This window comes from Pseudomonas putida (assembly GCF_002741075.1).
Classification (GTDB): Bacteria; Pseudomonadota; Gammaproteobacteria; order Pseudomonadales; family Pseudomonadaceae; genus Aquipseudomonas; species Aquipseudomonas putida_T.
In genome coordinates, this window is the sequence record NZ_CP016634.1 from 2,623,825 (window position 1) to 2,642,566 (window position 18,742).

At 60.5% G+C, this 18,742-nt stretch carries 21 protein-coding genes and 1 pseudogene; 16 read left to right on the plus strand and 6 right to left on the minus strand.

Annotated elements, in window-relative coordinates; genetic code table 11:
• Positions 1 to 203 precede the first annotated feature (203 nt).
• The gene (locus IEC33019_RS12200; protein WP_043213073.1) at positions 204 to 416 is read left to right on the plus strand and encodes a cold-shock protein; all 213 of its coding nucleotides are present in this window, start codon (positions 204 to 206) and stop codon (positions 414 to 416) included.
• A 106-nt stretch (positions 417 to 522) separates the two neighbouring features.
• Here the strand turns inward: IEC33019_RS12200 and apbC are convergent, their stop codons facing one another.
• On the minus strand, positions 523 to 1,617 hold the full coding sequence (gene apbC / locus IEC33019_RS12205; RefSeq protein ID WP_070093516.1) for an iron-sulfur cluster carrier protein ApbC: 1,095 nt from the start codon (positions 1,615 to 1,617) through the stop codon (positions 523 to 525).
• Between the two features lie 160 nt (positions 1,618 to 1,777).
• On the opposite strand from apbC, the gene metG reads away from it, so the two are divergent.
• The 8 genes and pseudogenes from metG (at position 1,778) to IEC33019_RS27555 (ending at position 8,295) form a co-directional block, all read left to right on the plus strand.
• On the plus strand, positions 1,778 to 3,817 hold the full coding sequence (gene metG, locus IEC33019_RS12210; protein WP_070093517.1) for a methionine--tRNA ligase: 2,040 nt from the start codon (positions 1,778 to 1,780) through the stop codon (positions 3,815 to 3,817).
• A gap of 89 nt (positions 3,818 to 3,906) precedes the next feature.
• Complete coding sequence (locus tag IEC33019_RS12215; protein WP_070093569.1) at positions 3,907 to 4,455, plus strand: Rnf-Nqr domain containing protein; 549 nt, start codon at positions 3,907 to 3,909, stop codon at positions 4,453 to 4,455.
• Positions 4,452 to 5,279, plus strand: a pseudogene (gene rsxB, locus IEC33019_RS12220) (electron transport complex subunit RsxB); the annotation flags it as partial. The gene IEC33019_RS12215 and the pseudogene rsxB, both read left to right, overlap by 4 nt.
• Positions 5,280 to 5,283: 4 nt before the next feature.
• The gene (locus tag IEC33019_RS12225) at positions 5,284 to 6,255 is read left to right on the plus strand and encodes an RnfABCDGE type electron transport complex subunit D (protein ID WP_070093570.1); all 972 of its coding nucleotides are present in this window, start codon (positions 5,284 to 5,286) and stop codon (positions 6,253 to 6,255) included.
• The gene (locus IEC33019_RS12230; RefSeq protein WP_070093519.1) at positions 6,252 to 6,854 is read left to right on the plus strand and encodes an RnfABCDGE type electron transport complex subunit G; all 603 of its coding nucleotides are present in this window, start codon (positions 6,252 to 6,254) and stop codon (positions 6,852 to 6,854) included. The genes IEC33019_RS12225 and IEC33019_RS12230 overlap by 4 nt, the downstream gene beginning before the upstream one ends.
• Positions 6,847 to 7,371: an NADH:quinone oxidoreductase gene (locus tag IEC33019_RS12235; protein ID WP_070093520.1), complete on the plus strand. Its 525-nt coding sequence runs from the start codon at positions 6,847 to 6,849 to the stop codon at positions 7,369 to 7,371. Before IEC33019_RS12230 ends, IEC33019_RS12235 begins: the two co-directional genes overlap by 8 nt.
• A gap of 4 nt (positions 7,372 to 7,375) precedes the next feature.
• Positions 7,376 to 8,014 carry an endonuclease III gene (gene nth, locus IEC33019_RS12240; RefSeq protein ID WP_070093521.1) on the plus strand — a complete coding sequence of 213 codons (639 nt, stop codon included), beginning with the start codon at positions 7,376 to 7,378 and terminating at the stop codon, positions 8,012 to 8,014.
• A 104-nt stretch (positions 8,015 to 8,118) separates the two neighbouring features.
• Positions 8,119 to 8,295, plus strand: a complete 177-nt coding sequence (locus tag IEC33019_RS27555) for a PA3496 family putative envelope integrity protein (RefSeq protein WP_043213055.1) — start codon at positions 8,119 to 8,121, stop codon at positions 8,293 to 8,295.
• 43 nt (positions 8,296 to 8,338) lie between these two features.
• Here IEC33019_RS27555 and IEC33019_RS12250 read toward each other — a convergent pair whose 3' ends face one another.
• A complete protein-coding gene (locus tag IEC33019_RS12250; protein ID WP_070093522.1) occupies positions 8,339 to 8,971 on the minus strand; it encodes a response regulator transcription factor in 633 nt (210 codons plus the stop codon).
• Between the two features lie 363 nt (positions 8,972 to 9,334).
• Here IEC33019_RS12250 and IEC33019_RS12255 point away from each other — a divergent pair, with 363 nt between their 5' ends.
• Positions 9,335 to 9,826, plus strand: a complete 492-nt coding sequence (locus IEC33019_RS12255; RefSeq protein WP_099594172.1) for a hypothetical protein — start codon at positions 9,335 to 9,337, stop codon at positions 9,824 to 9,826.
• A gap of 56 nt (positions 9,827 to 9,882) precedes the next feature.
• Here the strand turns inward: IEC33019_RS12255 and IEC33019_RS12260 are convergent, their stop codons facing one another.
• Both IEC33019_RS12260 and IEC33019_RS12265 read right to left on the minus strand, forming a co-directional pair.
• The gene (locus tag IEC33019_RS12260; RefSeq protein ID WP_070093524.1) at positions 9,883 to 11,100 is read right to left on the minus strand and encodes an argininosuccinate synthase; all 1,218 of its coding nucleotides are present in this window, start codon (positions 11,098 to 11,100) and stop codon (positions 9,883 to 9,885) included.
• A gap of 128 nt (positions 11,101 to 11,228) precedes the next feature.
• Entirely contained in the window at positions 11,229 to 12,206 is a 978-nt protein-coding gene (locus IEC33019_RS12265; protein WP_070093525.1) for a flagellar protein MotY, read from the minus strand.
• Between the two features lie 130 nt (positions 12,207 to 12,336).
• Here IEC33019_RS12265 and pyrC point away from each other — a divergent pair, with 130 nt between their 5' ends.
• The gene (gene pyrC, locus IEC33019_RS12270; protein ID WP_070093526.1) at positions 12,337 to 13,383 is read left to right on the plus strand and encodes a dihydroorotase; all 1,047 of its coding nucleotides are present in this window, start codon (positions 12,337 to 12,339) and stop codon (positions 13,381 to 13,383) included.
• A gap of 56 nt (positions 13,384 to 13,439) precedes the next feature.
• Positions 13,440 to 14,051, plus strand: coding sequence for a ribonuclease T (gene rnt / locus IEC33019_RS12275; RefSeq protein WP_230387848.1), 612 nt, complete (start codon positions 13,440 to 13,442; stop codon positions 14,049 to 14,051).
• Between the two features lie 61 nt (positions 14,052 to 14,112).
• Here the strand turns inward: rnt and IEC33019_RS12280 are convergent, their stop codons facing one another.
• On the minus strand, positions 14,113 to 14,715 hold the full coding sequence (locus tag IEC33019_RS12280) for a peroxiredoxin (protein WP_070093528.1): 603 nt from the start codon (positions 14,713 to 14,715) through the stop codon (positions 14,113 to 14,115).
• Between the two features lie 214 nt (positions 14,716 to 14,929).
• On the opposite strand from IEC33019_RS12280, the gene IEC33019_RS12290 reads away from it, so the two are divergent.
• Both IEC33019_RS12290 and bfr read left to right on the plus strand, forming a co-directional pair.
• Positions 14,930 to 15,151 carry a bacterioferritin-associated ferredoxin gene (locus IEC33019_RS12290; protein ID WP_070093529.1) on the plus strand — a complete coding sequence of 74 codons (222 nt, stop codon included), beginning with the start codon at positions 14,930 to 14,932 and terminating at the stop codon, positions 15,149 to 15,151.
• A gap of 199 nt (positions 15,152 to 15,350) precedes the next feature.
• Positions 15,351 to 15,824, plus strand: a complete 474-nt coding sequence (gene bfr / locus IEC33019_RS12295; protein WP_054891795.1) for a bacterioferritin — start codon at positions 15,351 to 15,353, stop codon at positions 15,822 to 15,824.
• 102 nt (positions 15,825 to 15,926) lie between these two features.
• Here the strand turns inward: bfr and grxD are convergent, their stop codons facing one another.
• Entirely contained in the window at positions 15,927 to 16,262 is a 336-nt protein-coding gene (gene grxD / locus IEC33019_RS12300; RefSeq protein ID WP_043206518.1) for a Grx4 family monothiol glutaredoxin, read from the minus strand.
• 421 nt (positions 16,263 to 16,683) lie between these two features.
• On the opposite strand from grxD, the gene argF reads away from it, so the two are divergent.
• Both argF and IEC33019_RS12315 read left to right on the plus strand, forming a co-directional pair.
• The gene (gene argF / locus IEC33019_RS12310) at positions 16,684 to 17,604 is read left to right on the plus strand and encodes an ornithine carbamoyltransferase (RefSeq protein WP_070093530.1); all 921 of its coding nucleotides are present in this window, start codon (positions 16,684 to 16,686) and stop codon (positions 17,602 to 17,604) included.
• Complete coding sequence (locus IEC33019_RS12315; protein WP_070093531.1) at positions 17,601 to 18,710, plus strand: ABC transporter ATP-binding protein; 1,110 nt, start codon at positions 17,601 to 17,603, stop codon at positions 18,708 to 18,710. Before argF ends, IEC33019_RS12315 begins: the two co-directional genes overlap by 4 nt.
• Positions 18,711 to 18,742 lie beyond the last annotated feature (32 nt).

Sequence of the window (18,742 nt, forward strand, 5' to 3'; positions counted from 1 at the left end):
GATTTTCGACAAAGCCGTCATTGACCATTGGCAGGTCGGGGAAAGTGGGTTAAGGTGGCGCCACTGTGCTGCACGTGACACCGAGAATCTCTGTTTGATGCACGATTCCTATCGGCCCATCGCTGAATTTTCCGCTCTCTTTGCACTCAGTCCCGGCCAGGGTGTTCCTGTGCCGAAATCTACTTTGTCCAAGGAGACATACCATGTCCAACCGCCAATCCGGTACCGTCAAGTGGTTCAACGATGAGAAGGGCTACGGCTTCATCACCCCTCAGTCGGGTGACGACCTGTTCGTACACTTCAAGGCCATCCAGGCTGACGGCTTCAAAACCCTGAAAGAAGGCCAGGCTGTTACTTTCGTCGCTACCCGCGGCCAGAAAGGCATGCAGGCTGAAGAAGTTCGCATCGAAGGCTAATCCTTCTTTCGCGCTTCAAAAAAACCCGCCAATTGGCGGGTTTTTTATGCCTGATCGATAGGTCCGTGCTGGGTTATCCGTGAAACAGACGACCCAGCCCTACGAATCAGTCCTCGCTGACAGTGATGTTCGGCATCGCCGGCGCCGCAGCTGCCTGCAGCACGATCCGCGCGCCCACCTGGCGGGCCAGCTCTTGGTACACCATGGCGATCTGACTTTCCGGCTCGGCAATGGCGGTCGGCTTGCCGTTGTCGGCCTGTTCGCGGATCAGCATTGAAAGCGGCAGCGAGGCGAGCAGGTCGACGCCGTACTGGGCCGCCAGCTTCTCACCACCGCCCTCGCCGAACAGATGCTCGGCATGACCGCAGTTCGAGCAGATGTGTACGGCCATGTTCTCCACCACGCCCAGCACCGGAATGTTGACCTTGCGGAACATCTCCACGCCCTTCTTCGCATCCAGCAGGGCCAGATCCTGCGGGGTGGTCACGATCACCGAACCTGCCACCGGCACTTTCTGCGCCAGGGTCAACTGGATGTCGCCGGTGCCAGGCGGCATGTCGATCACCAGATAGTCCAGGTTGTCCCACGCCGTCTGGGTCACCAGTTGCAGCAGGGCTCCGGAGACCATCGGGCCGCGCCAGACCATCGGTGTGTTGTCATCGGTGAGGAACGCCATCGACATGACTTCCACGCCATGAGCCTTGATTGGCACGAACCACTTCTGCTCGCGGATCTGCGGGCGGGTGCCCTCGGCAATACCGAACATGACGCCTTGGCTCGGACCATAGATATCGGCGTCCAGGATACCGACCCGGGCGCCTTCACGGGCCAGGGCCAAGGCCAGGTTGGCCGCAGTGGTGGACTTGCCCACCCCGCCCTTGCCCGAGGCCACAGCGATGATGTTCTTGACGTTGGCCATGGCCGGCACCTGGGCCTGCGCTTTGTGCGTCGCGACCACGCACTCGATCGACACCTGCGCGGCAGTGACGCCGTCGAGGTTCTCGATGGCGGTGCCCAGCACCTGCGCCCAGCCATTCTTGAACAGCCCGGCCGCATAACCCAGCTGCAATTGCACACTGACCTGGCCACCCTGGATGTCGATGGCGCGCACGCAACCGGCGCTGACCGGATCCTGGTTCAAATAGGGGTCGGTGTACTGGCGAAGCACGCCTTCGACGGCGGCACGTGTGACGGCACTCATGGAGGCTCCCATTGGCAGGCTGTAGATCGAACAGGTGCCTATGCTAACCCGTCAATCGTCAGCAGATGCGTCCTTGGGGTGAAATATATTCGTGAGCCCTTTATAGTTGCCGATCATCTTTATTTTCCATCCTGTCGCCAGATTAAGTAGCCGAGCCACCATGTCCGAGCCACGCCAGATTCTCGTCACCAGCGCCCTGCCCTATGCCAACGGTTCAATCCACCTTGGCCATATGCTCGAGTACATCCAGACGGACATGTGGGTTCGCTTCCAGAAACTGCGCGGCAACCAGTGCATCTATGTCTGCGCCGACGACGCCCACGGCTCGGCCATCATGCTGCGCGCCGAAAAGGAAGGCATCACGCCCGAACAGCTGATCGCCAATGTCCAGGCCGAGCACAGCAGCGACTTCGCCGACTTTCTGGTCGACTTCGACAATTTCCACTCGACCCACTGCGAAGAAAACCGCGAGCTGTCGAGCCTGATCTACACCCGCCTGCGCGACGCCGGCCACATCGCCACCCGTTCGGTCACCCAGTATTACGACCCCGAAAAGGGCATGTTCCTGGCCGACCGCTTCATCAAGGGCACCTGCCCCAAGTGCGCGGCTGAAGACCAGTACGGCGACAACTGCGAAAAATGCGGTGCCACCTACGCGCCCACCGAGCTGAAGAATCCGAAATCAGCCATCTCCGGCGCCACCCCGGAGCTGCGCGACTCCCAGCACTTCTTCTTCAAGCTCCCGGATTTCCAGGCCATGCTGCAGCAGTGGACCCGCAGCGGCACCCTGCAGGAAGCCGTCTCGAACAAACTCGCCGAGTGGCTGGATTCGGGCCTCCAGGAATGGGACATCTCCCGTGATGCGCCGTACTTCGGTTTCGAGATTCCAGGCGAGCCAGGCAAGTACTTCTACGTCTGGCTGGACGCCCCGATCGGCTACATGGCCAGCTTCAAGAACCTCTGCGCGCGTCGTCCAGAGCTGGACTTCGATGCATTCTGGAAAGAAGACTCCAAAGCCGAGCTGTACCACTTCATCGGCAAGGACATCGTCAACTTCCACGCCCTGTTCTGGCCGGCCATGCTCGAAGGTTCGGGCTTCCGTAAGCCGACCGGCATCAACGTGCACGGCTACCTGACCGTCAACGGTGCCAAGATGTCCAAGTCGCGCGGCACCTTCATCAAGGCGCGCACCTACCTGGACCACCTGGGCCCCGAGTACCTGCGCTACTACTACGCCTCCAAACTGGGCCGTGGCGTCGACGACCTGGACCTGAACCTCGATGACTTCGTGCAAAAGGTCAACTCCGACCTGGTCGGCAAGGTAGTCAACATCGCCAGCCGCTGCGCAGGCTTCGTGCACAAGGGCAACGAGGGCGTCCTGGTCGCCGGCGACGCCGCCCCCGAGCTGAGCGAGGCCTTCCTCGCCGCCGCGCCGTCGATTGCCGAAGCCTACGAGAACCGTGACTTCTCCCGCGCCATGCGTGAAATCATGGCCCTGGCCGACCGCGCCAACGCCTGGATCGCCGACAAGGCCCCGTGGTCCCTGGCCAAGCAGGAAGGCAAGCAGGACGAAGTCCAGGCGATCTGCGCCCAGGGTATCAACCTGTTCCGCCAGCTGGTGATCTTCCTCAAGCCGGTACTGCCGCTGCTGGCCGCCGACGCCGAGGCCTTCCTCAACGTCGCGCCACTGACCTGGAACGATCACCTGTCACGCCTGGAAAACCACACGCTCAACCCATTCAAGGCGCTGATGAGCCGTATCGAGCCTGCCAAGGTCGAGGCCATGGTCGCCGCCAGCAAGGAAGACCTGGCCGCCGCCCAATCCACCGTCCCGGCAGGCAACGGCGAGCTGACCAAGGACCCGCTGTCGCCAGAGGTCGAGTTCGACACTTTTGCCGCGGTCGACCTGCGCGTAGCGCTGATCGTCAAGGCCGAAGCCGTGGAAGGGGCCGATAAGCTCCTGCGCCTGACCCTGGATATCGGCGACGAGCGTCGCAACGTATTCTCCGGCATCAAATCGGCCTACCCTGACCCGGCCAAGCTCGAAGGCCGTCTGACCATGATGGTCGCCAACCTCAAGCCACGCAAAATGCGCTTCGGCGTGTCCGAGGGCATGGTCATGGCAGCCGGCCCCGGCGGCGATGAGATCTACCTGCTCAGCCCCGACAGCGGCGCCAAACCAGGCCAGCGCATCAAGTAAGCGTCCTTCTGCCCCGGCCTAGCGCCGGGGCATTTCCATCCCCTGCCGCCTACCGGATAATGACGGCAGCCCCGGCCATCGGCATCCCCATGAACGACTACGTCCTGGTTCTGGTCAGCGCTGCGCTGGTCAATCACCTGATCCTGCACCGGGCGCCGGTTTCCCGCCTGCGGATCCACGTGCTCGGCGCATCCACAGCCTTGCTCACGCTGCTGGGCCTGCCGCTTGGAAAGCTGTTGTACGATCAGGTGTGGATGACGTTGGGCCTGCAGGACATGCAATTGTTCCTGTTCCTGCCGCTGTTGGCGTTACTGGCCTGGACTCTGGCGTATGCACTCAAGCGGGTGCAGCCCACCTGGCCATTGGAGGGCTTGCCACTATGGCTGCTCTGCAACAGCCTGGTGCTAGGCTTCCTGCTACAGGTCACCCAGACGAATGATCGATGGCTGGCCGTGTGGGGCTGGAGCCTGATCGGCGGATTGGGCTTCTGGCTGGCCCTGGCATTGTTCGATGACCTGCGCCAGCGCAGCGATCATCCAGACATCCCCAGCGCCTTGCGTGGCCTTCCAATCGAACTGGTCGGCGCCGGCGTGATGGCCATGGCGTTTTCCGGCTTCAACGGATTATTTACACAATGAGTCTGATTCAACGCATCGACGCCCTGCTGCCGCAAACCCAATGTGGCAAATGCGGCCACAATGGCTGTCGACCCTATGCCCAAGGGCTGGCTGCGGGCGAAGCGATCAACAAATGCCCACCGGGTGGCGAAGAAACCATCGCCGCCCTCGCCGACTTGCTCAAAGTACCCGTCATCGCCCTGGACACCGAGCGCGGCAGTGCACCACCCCAGGTCGCGTTCATTCGCGAGGCCGAGTGCATCGGATGTACCAAATGCATCCAAGCGTGCCCGGTGGATGCCATTGTCGGCGCCGCCAAACTGATGCACACGGTCATCGCCAGCGAATGCACCGGCTGCGACCTGTGTCTGGCGCCCTGCCCGGTCGATTGCATCGACCTGCTACCCCTGCCGAACAAGATCGTACCGATCGTCGGCGGCTTGGCCCACACTGCTGAAGAGCTCGATGCCCGCGCCAAACGTCGCGACCACGCCCGTCATCGCCACGAACAACGCAATACCCGACTGCAGCGCGATGAAGCGCGCCGCCAGGCTGAGCGTCTCGCGCGCAGTCCACGGACCGCAAGCACTCAGACAGCCAGCACCGAGGCAGCGCCCGATCCGATCAAGGCCGCTATCGAACGGGTCAAGGCGCAAAAAGCTGCCAGCAACGACGCTGCGCTCAAGCAGGCCAAGATCGCGGCCGCCATGAGCCGCACGCAACTGAACAAAGCCCGCAGTGCCTTCGGCGCCACACCGAACGAGGCGCAGCTTGCCCAGTTACAGCTGCTGGAAAAAGCAGCCACAGACGCCCAACAGCACCTCGATGCCCTCCAAGCCGGGGCGGATCATGTCCGCGCCTGATCCACGCTTGCAAAGCACCATGGGCCAGGTGCTGCTGGCTTGTGTGCCTGGCCTGCTGGGATTGCTTTGGCTGCACGGCTGGGGGGTATTGTTCAACTTGCTGTTCTGCGCAAGTACCGCGCTGGCCTGCGAAGCGCTGCTCCTGGGCCTACGCGGCCATCCTCCACAACCGGCGCTGGCCGATGGCAGCGCCTTGGTGACCGCCGTGCTACTGGCCGCCGCACTCCCCCCCCATGCCCCCTGGTGGTTGCCGGTCATCGCCACGAGCGTCGCCATCGGCATCGGCAAACAGGCTTTTGGCGGCGTCGGCCGCAACCTCTTCAACCCCGCGATGGTCGGTTATGCCTTCGTGCTCCTGAGCTTCCCGTTGCAGATGAACCAATGGCCGGGCCAATCGCCTGGGCTCATGGAAAGCCTACACGGACTTTGGGCCCGCAGCGGACAAATCGACGCTTGGGCTACCCCGACGGTACTCGATGGCCTGCGCCACAATCGAAGCCTGACCCTCGACGAACTGTTCGCCCAGCACCCAGGGTTCGGCGCGGTCGGGGGGCGAGGCAGTGAATGGGTGAATGCTGGGTTCCTAGTGGGCGGGCTATTCCTGCTTCAGCGCAAGATCATCAGCTGGCACGCGCCGGCCGGCTTGCTCGCCGGCTTGTTCCTGTTCAGTCTGCTGTGCTGGAACGGTTCGGGCTCCGACTCCAATGGCTCGCCCCTGCTGCATTTGTTTTCCGGCTCGACCATGCTGGCCGCGTTCTTCATCGCCACTGAGCCTGTGTCCGGCCCCAAGAGTGCTCAGGCCCGGCTGCTGTTCGGTTTCGGCACGGGCTTGCTCATCTATCTGATCCGAACCTGGGGGAGCTACCCCGACGGAACGGCGTTCGCCATCTTGCTGATGAACCTTGCCGTGCCGGGTCTGGAGCGATACGCCGCACGCCGCACGCAGGCCGCGCCATGAACCGCACAGCGCGTGCTGTTCTGTTGGTGACCGTCGTTGGCGCACTGTCACTGGCCGTGACACTGATCTGGCGACACTGGACGCTCTCGCCGATCCTGCAAGCCGAGCAACAACTGCAAACCCGTCAATGGCTTTCAGTGCTTCCTGACAGCAGCTACGACAACCAGCCCCTGCAAGCGCCCCTGGCCCTGCGCGATGCCCGCCTGCCCCATAGCGAATTGCTCGCCGGCTACCGTGCCACACTGGGAGGAAGGCCGAGCGCCATCTTGCTGCGCAGTCAGGTTCAGGGCTATGCCGGCCCGATAGTCCTGGCGATCGCAATCACTCCCGATGGGCGCCTGCTGGGCATCCAGGTACTCGAACAACAGGAAAGCCCAGGTCTGGGGGCCCGCTTGATCGACCCTGGTGTGAACTGGTTGGCGCAATTTGCGGGTCACACCCCGACCAGCAGATGGGCGCTGAAGCGCGATCAAGGGGATTTCGACCAACTGGCGGGTGCCACCGTCACCTCACGAGCAGTGATCGACGCATTGCAGGACGCCTTGCGCTATTTCGACACACATCGCACTGCCCTGCTGGAGGCGCGTGATCATGACTAGGTTCGGGCTACTGGGGGTGAGCGCGATATCGTTGATCGGCGCGACCTCGACATTGGCACAAGGGGTGATGATCGGCCTGTGCGCGGCGGTGATCATGATCATCCATCAGGCCTTGATGACACCACTGCGCAAGACGTTGGCTGATACGCCTCGCTTGCTGGCCAGCCTGCTGCTGCTCGCCGGCCTGGCCAGTTGCCTGCAATTGGGCTTGAACGCTTGGTCGCTACCCTTGGCCCTGACGCTCGGCCATTACCCGGCCTTGTTGAGCATGCAGAGTCTGGCTGTGGACCACCTGCTGCCCACGACGGGGCGCTGGCGCCATCTCACTGTTTATATGGTCACCCTGTTGATGCTATGCGCACTGCTTGGCGGCTGTCGTCAATGGCTGGCAAGCGGGCCAGGCATCCACCTGGCGAGCCTTGCGCCAGGGGGGGTGATGCTGCTTGGCTTACTGCTGGCCCTGTACAATCGCCTACGTCCGGGGGCTGCCCCCTCACGCCGTCAAGGAAGCCTTTGAGCCCATGAATGCCGCCAAACGCCTCGAGATCTTTCGCAGGCTGCACGAAGACAATCCCGATCCGAAAACCGAACTGGCCTACACCACGCCTTTCGAACTGTTGATTGCTGTGATCCTTTCCGCCCAGGCGACGGACGTCGGCGTCAACAAAGCCACTGCTCGACTGTATCCAGTTGCCAACACCCCAGAGGCTATCTATGCCTTGGGCGTCGAAGGGTTAAGCGAATACATCAAGACCATCGGCCTCTATAACAGCAAGGCCAAGAACGTCATCGAAACCTGTCGTTTGCTGATTGAACATCACGGCAGCGAAGTGCCACAGACCCGCGAAGCCCTGGAAGCATTGCCTGGCGTAGGTCGCAAAACCGCGAACGTCGTACTCAACACCGCCTTCCGTCAGCCCGCCATGGCAGTCGACACGCATATTTTCCGTGTCAGCAACCGCACCGGAATCGCCCCTGGAAAGACCGTGCTGGAAGTGGAAAAGAAACTGATGAAGTTCGTGCCTCGAGACTATCTGCTCGACGCCCACCACTGGCTCATCCTCCATGGACGCTATGTCTGCCAGGCACGCAAGCCTCGCTGCGCAAGCTGTCGGATCGAGGATTTATGCGAGTACAAGCACAAGACTTCGGACGATTGATGCAATAGTAAGAAATGGTTGTATACGATTGAAAAAATCTTTTTTACCGGAATCAGGTTTCTCGCTATAAGGACGGCCAAAGGCCCCTTGGCTTGGAGTAACTCATGAGTACCGATAAAGACGAGCTGTCGATCGACGACGAATTTTCCACCTCGGAAGACGACGCAGAGCCTCAGGTGGAACCTGCAAAGACCAATTTGAGCAAACGCCGCACCATCGACAACCTTCTCGAGGAGCGGCGCCTGCAAAAGCAACTTGCCGACTTTGACTACGACCTGTGACGGGGCGAGCGTCCTTATAGCCTCCACACGGAGGCTTTATGCTTCAGGGGCGGGACAAGCCATGGCGTTGGGCGAGTTCGATGAGATCGACCAGCGAATGGGCATTGAGCTTGAGCAATAGACGTGTCTTGTAGGTGCTCACCGTCTTGTTGCTAAGGAACATGCTGTCGGCGATTTCCTTGTTGCTCTTGCCGCTGGCCAGCTCCTTCAACACCATCACCTCTCTGCCGGAGAGACGCTGGACCATCTCCTCCTCACTACCGCCTTTCACGCACCCCCGAGTCTTGTGCAGCGCCTGATTGGGGAAATAGCTGTATCCAGACAGCACCGCCTTGATCGCACTGAGCAACTCGGTCAGGTCTTGCTGCTTGCACACATACCCAGCAGCACCGGCCTGCATGCAACGCATCGAAAAATGCCCCGCCGCCTGCGAGGTGAGCACTAGCACTTTGCTGCCTGGGCTGATGCATGCCATCCGGGCAATGACCTCCAGGCCATCAAGCTTCGGAATACCGATATCCAGTATCACGATGTCCGGAAGATGTTCCCGGATCAATTGCAAGGCATCCACACCATTGTCGGTTTCCGCCACCACCTCGTATCCATGCCGCTCCATCAGCATGCGTACGGCAAGACGAATTACCGGATGATCATCCACAATAAGCACTTTATTCATGCGGCATCCATTGATTCACTATTACAACTCCAAAGCAGTACGATAACCGAGCTGACCGCCTTATGGCGCAGCGAATTGCCGCCCATTACCAAGCAGAGAGAGCCCCTACATAAATTAAAGAATTTTCCTACAAACTAGTTACTTCGAACTTCTGGCAGCAAGGCACCGCCTATAAACCTAACAACAAGCAATATAAAACCCCACAACCATAACGCTTTTGACTTGAAGGAATTCTCTATTCCTGCGGGTAACTTTAGAGAGTTCGACGAACACAAAGCGTTGCGCACTCCACGGGAAACAGCTCTATCTTTTCATCTGCCTCGAATCAGGCGAGAGATAGGTAAATATTCGTGGGCCATGACCATGCAAACCGACTCCATCAGCCCTTTGGCAATCATCGCCATCTTCGCGGGCATCATCGAAGCCTCTGCGCTAGCAACGCTGCCGTTTCTCAGTGACAACAGCCAGGAAATCTACACATGGTTCCTAGTGGGCTTTCCCTTCTTCCTGACCATGTTGTTTTTCCTGACCTTGAACTTCAATAATCAATCTCTGTACCAGCCCCCTCAGCCGGAGGCCGTGGAAAAGACCGACACACACACTTCTCTTGCCCGAGTGCCTGAAAACGTCTTATCAGAACGATCCTGCCCAGCAACACCAGTGCCAGTACAGACCCTGAGCATCACCCTTTCCGGCCCAGACACGCGCAAGATCATCGAAACCCATATTCTGCACGCCCTCACCGAGGCCCATGCCCTCCCCCGCAGCTGGGTTCTCGAAAACCTCGATACCCGTGTTCGCATCCATCTCTCGGTCAGCGCCCTGGACACTGACGAAAAACGTGATCCTTCCTGAAATCCAGGCAAAAAAAACCCCAGCGCAGGGCCGGGGTTTTCGAGCACTCTTAAGGATCAGAGCAGCGAACGACCCTTGTTGGCAGCGATGCGCATACGCAGGGCGTTGAGCTTGATGAAGCCTGCAGCATCGGCCTGGTTATAGGCGCCGCCGTCTTCTTCAAAGGTCGCGATATTGGCATCGAACAGCGAATCGTCCGATTTACGACCAACGACGATGACATTGCCCTTGTACAGCTTCAGACGGACAACACCGTTAACGTTGACTTGGGAAGCGTCGATCATCTGTTGCAGCATCAGACGCTCCGGGCTCCACCAGTAGCCGGTGTAGATCAGGCTGGCGTACTTCGGCATCAGCTCATCCTTCAGGTGAGCGACTTCGCGATCCAGGGTGATCGACTCGATAGCACGGTGGGCCTTGAGCATGATGGTGCCACCCGGGGTTTCGTAGCAACCGCGGGACTTCATGCCCACATAGCGGTTCTCTACGATGTCCAGGCGACCGATGCCGTTGGCGCCGCCGATACGGTTCAGCTCGGCCAGAACGGTGGCGGGGGTCATCTCGACGCCGTCGATCGCGACGATGTCACCGTTGCGGTAGGTCAGCTCGATGTAGGTAGCCTGATCAGGGGCGTTCTCTGGAGAGACGCTCCAGCGCCACATGTCTTCCTCGTGCTCGGTCCAGGTATCTTCCAGGACACCACCTTCGTAGGAGATGTGGAGCAGGTTGGCGTCCATCGAGTACGGCGACTTCTTCTTGCCGTGGCGCTCGATCGGAATGCCGTGCTTTTCGGCGTAGTCCATCAGCTTCTCGCGGGACAGCAGGTCCCACTCACGCCATGGTGCAATGACCTTGACACCTGGCTTGAGCGCGTAGGCGCCCAACTCGAAGCGCACCTGATCATTACCCTTGCCGGTGGCACCGTGGGAAATGGCATCAGCGCCAGTTTCATTGGCGATTTCGATCAGACGCTTGGCGATCAGCGGACGGGCGATGGAAGTACCCAGCAGGTACTCGCCTTCGTAGACGGTGTTGGCGCGGAACATCGGGAAAACGAAATCACGCACGAACTCTTCGCGCAGGTCGTCGATGTAGATTTCTTTCACGCCCATCGCCTGGGCCTTGGCGCGGGCCGGTTCGACCTCTTCGCCCTGCCCCAGGTCAGCGGTGAAGGTCACCACTTCGCAGTTGTAGGTATCCTGCAGCCACTTGAGAATCACCGAAGTATCAAGGCCGCCGGAATACGCCAGTACGACCTTTTTTACGTCCGCCATGCCATCACTCCACGGGGTTGTACGGAAAGCGGTTGATTCTACCGGCCCCACTGAAATATTTACAATGGGGCGACAGCTTGTGACGACAAAGCGACAGTAACGGTCAAGACCGCGACCAGCGGTCGCATTCAGGCGGTTTTGCCGGCAACGGGGTGCGGCGCAGCGGCCGCCGGTGCTGCAGGAGGCGTGGCGGCAGGGGCCGCTGGCGGCTGTAGCGTGGGCTTGTCTGGCGCTTTTTCCAGCGGCTTTTCGACGGGCGTGACACGGTCCAGCTGGATGTTCACCCGGCGATTGCGTGCGCGGTTGGCGGCGCTGTTGTTCTTGGCCAGCGGGTAACGCTCGCCGTGGAAGCGCACGGTGATCTGCTCCTCTGGCACGCCATGGGCCTTGAGGTAATCGGCAACCGCCAGCGCCCGACGCCGCGAGGTATCCCGGTTGGTCAGGCGATTGCCGCTGTTGTCGGAGTGGCCATCGAGTTCGATATGGTTCACCGACGGATCGGCCTTGAGATAGTCCAGAATCACGTCCAGGCGCGCCCTCGCCGAGCTGTCCAGCTCGATGCCGCGAGGGAAGCCTACCTGGGTCTGGCGGATCTGATCGAAGTTCATCGGCAACAATTTGCTGGCGCACACCTGGTAATCGCCATATGCCTTGGCGAAGCTGACAGGCAGCACACGTACTTCCATGGGCCTGCCGCCCTCGCCGGTGTAATTGCGCACCACCGTGCTGCGCCCATCGAGCAGGCCATTGATCAAACGACTGGCCTGGCCCTGGGACGAAGTGAACAGCACACCGGTACGGCCCATGCGCACCGAGCCGAGATTGATATCGCCGCGCCCGGGTTGCCACGGCGCGGCTGCGGCCAACAGCGTCGCCCCCCCCGCGCCCAGGGCATTGGTGTGCGACCGCAACTGGAAGATCGGCTGCTCACCGGCCCTGCGCACGAATTCACCGCTGCCGAAACCGTCGATCGGCTGGACAAGGCGACATTCGAACTGATCCCCCTCGACGTTCCAGGTGACGTTCTCCACGCGAGTCTGGAAGGTCAATGCCTCGGCCGGCAGGCTGGCAAGCAAGGTGAACAGGGCTAGGTAACGCTGGCGCACGGGTGGCTCCACTGATTCTGACGGCTTACCTGCAAGCTATCGGACGCTTGCGCGAAAACTTGATAGCCGTGCTCGCACCAGGGTTTTCCGGTAGCATGGGGGCTTGAGTTCGACCCGCCTGGAATCCCCAATGTCCGATCGCCTGACCCTCCTGCGCCCCGACGACTGGCACATCCATCTGCGCGATGGTGCCGTCCTGCCCCATACCGTTGGCGATGTGGCGCGCACCTTCGCCCGCGCCATCATCATGCCCAACCTCGTCCCGCCGGTCCGCAATGCCGTCGAGGCCGGTGCGTATCGTGAGCGCATCTTGGCCGCACGTCCGGCCGGGAGCCGCTTCGAGCCATTGATGGTGCTGTACCTCACCGACCGCACCAGCGCCGATGACATCCGCGCGGCCAAGGCCAGCGGGTTCGTGTATGCCGCCAAGATGTATCCGGCTGGCGCCACCACCAACTCCGACTCGGGCGTGACCAGCCTGGACAACATCACACCAGCGCTCGAAGCCCTGGCCGAGACCGGCATGCCGCTGTTGGTGCACGGTGAGGTGACCCGCCCCGAGGTCGATGTGTTCGACCGCGAGAAGCGCTTCATCGCCGAGCACCTGGTTCGCCTGGTCGAGCGTTTCCCTACCCTGAAAGTGGTGTTCGAGCACATCACCACCGCCGATGCCGCGCAGTTCGTCCTGCAGGCCCCGGCCAACGTCGGCGCGACCATCACTGCCCAGCATTTGCTGTACAACCGCAACCACATGCTGGTGGGCGGGATCCGTCCACACTTCTATTGCCTGCCGATCCTCAAGCGCAACACCCATCAGGTGGCCCTGCTGGACGCGGCCACTAGTGGCAACAGCAAGTTCTTCCTGGGGACCGACTCAGCGCCACACGCCCGTCACGCCAAGGAAGCCGCCTGCGGGTGCGCCGGCTGCTACACCGCCTATGCCGCCATCGAGCTGTATGCCGAGGCGTTCGAACAGCGTGACGCCCTGGATAAGCTGGAAGGCTTCGCCAGCCTGCACGGCCCGGCCTTCTACGGCCTGCCGGCGAACACCGACACCATTACCCTGGTTCGCGAGGAGTGGACTGCTCCGGACAGCTTGCCACTGGGCGACAATACCGTGATTCCCCTGCGCGCGGGCGAGAAGCTGCGCTGGCGTCTGCTGGAGGGCCAGGCGTGAGCGAAGCGTTCTACGAAGAAGACCAGGAAGGTCAAGGCGGCGGCGCTCGCCACCCAATGGCAGAGCGTTTCCGCGGTTACCTGCCCGTCGTGGTGGACGTTGAAACCGGTGGTTTCAACAGTGCGACTGATGCGTTGCTGGAGATCGCCGCAGTCACGATCGGCATGGATGAAAAGGGCTTCCTGTTCCCGGAGCACACCTACTTCTACCGGGTCGAGCCGTTCGAAGGGGCCAACATCGAGCCGGCAGCCCTGGAGTTTACCGGTATCAAGCTGGACCACCCGCTGCGCATGGCCGTTAGCGAGGAAACTGCGCTCACCGACATCTTCCGCGGCGTTCGCAAGGCGCTGAAGGCCAATGGCTGCAAACGGGCGATTCTGGTCGGGCACAACAGCAGCTTCGACCTGAATTTCCTCAATGCCGCGGTGGCCCGCACCGACCTCAAGCGCAACCCGTTCCACCCGTTCTCCAGCTTCGATACGGCCACCCTGGCCGGCCTGGCCTATGGCCAGACCGTGCTGGCACGGGCCTGCCAGAGCGCCGACATCGACTTCGATGGTCGCGAGGCCCACTCTGCCCGCTACGACACGGAGAAAACCGCTGAGTTGTTCTGCGGCATCGTCAACCGCTGGAAGGAAATGGGCGGCTGGCGCGACTTCAATGATTGAGCTCGAACGCTAAGCATAAAAAAACCGGCCACGAAGGCCGGTTTTTTTATGCACTTGGCAATTACAGCTTGCCAGCGTTCTCGCTCAGGTAGGCAGCGACGCCTTCCGGCGAAGCGGTCATGCCTTTGTCGCCTTTCTTCCAGTTGGCCGGGCAGACTTCGCCGTGCTCTTCGTGGAATTGCAGAGCGTCGACCAGGCGCAGCAGTTCGTCCATGTTACGGCCCAGTGGCAGGTCGTTGATGATCTGCGAACGGACAACGCCGTTCTTGTCGATCAGGAAGGCGCCACGGAAGGCTACGCCGCCTTCGGACTCGACGTCGTAGGCCTTGCAGATGTCGTGGGCGATATCAGCTGCGAGGGTGTACTTGACCTGGCCGATGCCGCCTTTGTCGACCGGGGTGTTACGCCAGGCGTTGTGGGTGAAGTGCGAGTCGATCGACACGCCGATCACTTCCACGCCGCGGGCCTGGAAGTCAGGGATGCGATGGTCCAGGGCAATCAGCTCGGACGGGCAGACGAAGGTGAAGTCCAGCGGGTAGAAGAATACCAGGCCGTACTTGCCTTTGATGGCCGAAGCCAGGTTGAAGCTGTCGACGATCTCGCCGTTGCCCAGCACGGCTGGAACGGTGAAGTCAGGGGCTTGTTTACCAACGAGTACGCTCATTCGTGATCTCCTGAGGGTGATGAAATACCGATGCCTGGGTGGGCGGAACCGCCCGGCATCCAGCAAAGGTCGCCCATCATACACGGCTTCTGATGACAGGCCGAATCCAACCACCGGTCGCTCAAGCCCGGGGCTCACCGAAAGTTCTTTGACACGCATTCTCATTACCATTAAGCTCCACCCCATCGAGCCTCAACCAGCGATGGTCTCCCCTATGTATGTGTGTCTTTGTGTCGGCGTCACCGACGGACAGATCCGCGATGCGATCTATGAAGGATGCTGCAGCTACAAGGAAGTCCGTGCCGCCACCAATGTGGGCAGCCAATGTGGTAAATGCGCGTGCCTGGCCAAGCAGGTCGTCCGCGAGACACTGACCGAGCTTCAAGTCAGCCAGCAAGCCGCCCTGCCCTACCCCGTTGAATTCACCGCAGCCTGAAACAAAGAATTCGAAGAACCGGACCAAGTGTCCGGTTTTTTTATGTCTAAAATTCAAGAAGTTAGCGTTCTAACGCGGTTCACAAACATTCTTATTCCTATTAATTTTCACTTACTATTCAATAACTTAGGTTTGACAGAGGGCATTTGCGGGATCAGACTTCTTGTATTGACACATTTCAACAGGGCAGGAACCCGACATGAAAGGCGACGTAAGCGTCATCCAGCATCTCAACAAGATCCTCGGAAACGAGCTGGTCGCAATCAACCAGTACTTCCTGCACGCACGTATGTACGAAGACTGGGGCCTGAACAAACTCGGCAAGCACGAGTACAAGGAATCCATCGATGAGATGAAGCACGCTGACAAACTGATCAAGCGTATTCTCTTCCTCGAAGGCATCCCCAACGTGCAGGACCTGGGCAAGTTGCTGATCGGCGAACACACCAAGGAAATGCTCGAATGCGACCTGAAGATCGAGCAGAAGGGCTTGGTCGATCTCAAGGCTGCGATCGCACACTGCGAGACCGTTGGCGACTTTGGCTCTCGCGAACTGCTTGAGGATATCCTCGAGTCCGAGGAAGAACACATCGACTGGCTGGAAACTCAACTGGGTCTGATCGACAAGATCGGCATCGAGAACTACCTGCAGTCGCAGATGGGCGAAGAATAAGTTTCGCCAGGCATGAAAAAGCCCCGCCATGTGCGGGGCTTTTTCATGCCTGGAAGACCTCGTCAACCCCGTCAGATAGGGTCAGTCGGGGGGACGCCAGGATCAGGCTTCGGAGGCCTTGGCCTTGGCGGCGGCTTCCTTGATCAGGGTCTGCAGCTCACCCTTCTCGAACATTTCGAGCATGATGTCGCTGCCGCCGACCAGCTCACCACCGACCCACAGTTGCGGGAAGGTTGGCCAGTTGGCGTACTTGGGCAGGTTGGCGCGGATTTCCGGGTTCTGCAGGATGTCGACGTAGGCAAATTTCTCGCCACAACCCATCACGGCCTGCGCAGCGCGCGCCGAGAAGCCGCACTGCGGGGCATTCGGCGAGCCTTTCATGTAAAGCAGAATGGTGTTGTTGGCGATCTGCTCTTTGATTGTTTCGATGATATCCATGAAGCACCTCGGCTGAACTTTCCGACGCGATCGTCGGCACGGTGACGCATTGTAACGGAAAGCCGAGCAGCATGCTCGGCCTTGCCAGCACCGCAGCGGCCTTCACATGCGTATCGCCGCCGCGCAATCCCCTGAACATCCCCCGACCTGTGATGCGTGATTCGCGACAAGGGGTTTGCCAAACCGCCGGCAAGCCGTGTACAACCCCTGTAGAAAATAAAAAACAGCTGCCCCACAAGGGGTTATGACACCCCCTGTAATAGAGCAGCTGTTTCCCCTCTTGGTTTGAGGCGACATTTAATTATAGTATTGCGCCTTCCCCTATTCCGTCCGCCTCGTGCGGCTTACGCCGCAGGTCACTCCCGTTGTCAACAAAACCATACGGTCGACCTGCAAACCGTTGCAGATAAGGTAGTCAATCATGAGCGCTAGGCACTTTCTCTCCCTGCTGGATTTCACCACCGACGAATTGCTCGGTGTGATCCGCCGAGGCATCGAGCTGAAGGACCTGCGCAAGCGAGGCGTGCTGTTCGAGCCCCTGAAGAACCGCGTATTGGGGATGATCTTCGAAAAGTCCTCGACCCGTACCCGCGTGTCCTTCGAGGCCGGCATGATCCAGCTGGGCGGGCAGGCCATCTTCCTGTCGCCGCGTGACACCCAACTGGGCCGTGGCGAGCCGATCAGCGACAGCGCCATCGTCCTGTCGAGCATGCTCGACGTGGTGATGATCCGCACCCATGCCCACAGTACCTTGACCGAATTCGCCGCCCATTCACGCGTCCCGGTGATCAATGCCCTGTCCGACGAGTCGCACCCGTGCCAGTTGCTGGCCGACATGCAGACCTTCCTCGAACACCGTGGCTCGATCCAGGGCAAGACCGTGGCCTGGATCGGCGATGGCTTCAACATGTGCAACTCCTACATCGAAGCCGCCCACCAGTTCGACTTCCAACTGCGCATCGCCTGCCCGGAGGGCTACGAGCCCGATCCGCGCTTCCTCCAGTTAGGCGGCGAGCGTGTGACCATCGTCCGTGATCCCAAGGAGGCCGTGCGCGGTGCACAGCTTGTGACCACCGATGTCTGGACTTCCATGGGGCAGGAGGAGGAAACTGCACGGCGCCTGGCGCATTTCGCGCCCTACCAAGTCACTCGCGAACTGCTCGACTTGGCGGCACCCGACGCCCTGTTCATGCATTGCCTACCCGCCCACCGTGGCGAGGAAATCAGCCAGGACCTGCTCGACGACCCACGTTCGGTCGCCTGGGACCAGGCTGAAAATCGCCTGCATGCGCAGAAGGCCCTTCTGGAATTCCTCGTAGAACCGGCTTACCACCACGCATGAGTCATCCGTTACTGCTCAACCTGCGCAACCTGGCCTGTGGCTACGGCGACCAGCGCATCGTCCAGAACCTCAATCTGCACCTGAACGCAGGCGACATTGGTTGCCTGCTGGGGTCCTCAGGTTGCGGCAAGACCACCACCCTTCGCGCAATCGCCGGTTTCGAGCCGGTGCATGAAGGCGAGATCCAGCTGGCCGGCGAGGTCATTTCCCGCGCAGGTTTCACCCTGGCGCCAGAGAAACGCCGCATCGGCATGGTGTTCCAGGACTATGCACTGTTCCCCCACCTGACCGTTGCGCAGAACATCGCCTTCGGCATTGGCAAGCATCCACGCCAGGGTGAGGTGGTCGATGAAATGCTGGAGCTGGTCAAGCTCGGTGGCCTGGGTGGTCGTTACCCCCACGAGCTGTCCGGCGGCCAGCAACAACGGGTGGCCCTGGCTCGCGCCTTGGCCCCGGAACCCCAGTTGCTACTGCTCGACGAGCCCTTCTCCAATTTGGACGTCGAGCTGCGTCGCCGTCTGAGCCATGAAGTGCGCGACATCCTCAAGAGCCGCGGCACCAGCGCCATTCTGGTCACCCATGATCAGGAAGAAGCCTTCGCTGTGAGCGATCACGTGGGCGTGTTCAAAGAAGGCCGCCTGGAGCAGTGGGATACCCCCTACAACCTCTATCACGAACCGCAAACGCCATTCGTCGCAAGCTTCATCGGCCAGGGTTACTTCATCCGTGGCCAGATGAGCAGCCCCGACTCAGTCAATACCGAGCTGGGCGAACTGCGCGGTAACCGTGCCTACACGATGGCGCTTGGCAGTTCGGTGGACGTGCTGCTGCGTCCGGACGACATCCTCCATTCACCGGACAGCAGCTTGCGCGCGAACATCATCGGCAAGAGCTTCCTCGGGGCGTCGACGCTGTATCGCCTGCAATTGCCTACCGGCAGCCAGCTGGAGGCGATCTTCCCGAGCCATATCGACCATCAGGTCGGTCAGGATGTCGGCATCAACGTGGCGGCAGACCATCTGGTGCTGTTCCCGGTACCTGGCAGCGTCGCGGCGCAGTTGCCACGCCAGGAGAACGGGGTTCGCCGCTACAGCTCGGCAACCTGAGCAATCCGAAAAGGGCCGCTGAGCGGCCCATT

What these genes read in the sequence shown, in the direction of transcription:
- IEC33019_RS12200 (WP_043213073.1), top strand. Translation starts at nt 204, where the DNA reads ATGTCCAACCGCCAATCCGGTACCGTCAAGTGGTTCAACGATGAGAAG.
- apbC (WP_070093516.1), bottom strand. Translation starts at nt 1,617, where the DNA reads ATGAGTGCCGTCACACGTGCCGCCGTCGAAGGCGTGCTTCGCCAGTAC.
- metG (WP_070093517.1), top strand. Translation starts at nt 1,778, where the DNA reads ATGTCCGAGCCACGCCAGATTCTCGTCACCAGCGCCCTGCCCTATGCC.
- IEC33019_RS12215 (WP_070093569.1), top strand. Translation starts at nt 3,907, where the DNA reads ATGAACGACTACGTCCTGGTTCTGGTCAGCGCTGCGCTGGTCAATCAC.
- IEC33019_RS12225 (WP_070093570.1), top strand. Translation starts at nt 5,284, where the DNA reads ATGTCCGCGCCTGATCCACGCTTGCAAAGCACCATGGGCCAGGTGCTG.
- IEC33019_RS12230 (WP_070093519.1), top strand. Translation starts at nt 6,252, where the DNA reads ATGAACCGCACAGCGCGTGCTGTTCTGTTGGTGACCGTCGTTGGCGCA.
- IEC33019_RS12235 (WP_070093520.1), top strand. Translation starts at nt 6,847, where the DNA reads ATGACTAGGTTCGGGCTACTGGGGGTGAGCGCGATATCGTTGATCGGC.
- nth (WP_070093521.1), top strand. Translation starts at nt 7,376, where the DNA reads ATGAATGCCGCCAAACGCCTCGAGATCTTTCGCAGGCTGCACGAAGAC.
- IEC33019_RS27555 (WP_043213055.1), top strand. Translation starts at nt 8,119, where the DNA reads ATGAGTACCGATAAAGACGAGCTGTCGATCGACGACGAATTTTCCACC.
- IEC33019_RS12250 (WP_070093522.1), bottom strand. Translation starts at nt 8,971, where the DNA reads ATGAATAAAGTGCTTATTGTGGATGATCATCCGGTAATTCGTCTTGCC.
- IEC33019_RS12255 (WP_099594172.1), top strand. Translation starts at nt 9,335, where the DNA reads ATGCAAACCGACTCCATCAGCCCTTTGGCAATCATCGCCATCTTCGCG.
- IEC33019_RS12260 (WP_070093524.1), bottom strand. Translation starts at nt 11,100, where the DNA reads ATGGCGGACGTAAAAAAGGTCGTACTGGCGTATTCCGGCGGCCTTGAT.
- pyrC (WP_070093526.1), top strand. Translation starts at nt 12,337, where the DNA reads ATGTCCGATCGCCTGACCCTCCTGCGCCCCGACGACTGGCACATCCAT.
- rnt (WP_230387848.1), top strand. Translation starts at nt 13,440, where the DNA reads ATGGCAGAGCGTTTCCGCGGTTACCTGCCCGTCGTGGTGGACGTTGAA.
- IEC33019_RS12280 (WP_070093528.1), bottom strand. Translation starts at nt 14,715, where the DNA reads ATGAGCGTACTCGTTGGTAAACAAGCCCCTGACTTCACCGTTCCAGCC.
- IEC33019_RS12290 (WP_070093529.1), top strand. Translation starts at nt 14,930, where the DNA reads ATGTATGTGTGTCTTTGTGTCGGCGTCACCGACGGACAGATCCGCGAT.
- bfr (WP_054891795.1), top strand. Translation starts at nt 15,351, where the DNA reads ATGAAAGGCGACGTAAGCGTCATCCAGCATCTCAACAAGATCCTCGGA.
- grxD (WP_043206518.1), bottom strand. Translation starts at nt 16,262, where the DNA reads ATGGATATCATCGAAACAATCAAAGAGCAGATCGCCAACAACACCATT.
- argF (WP_070093530.1), top strand. Translation starts at nt 16,684, where the DNA reads ATGAGCGCTAGGCACTTTCTCTCCCTGCTGGATTTCACCACCGACGAA.
- IEC33019_RS12315 (WP_070093531.1), top strand. Translation starts at nt 17,601, where the DNA reads ATGAGTCATCCGTTACTGCTCAACCTGCGCAACCTGGCCTGTGGCTAC.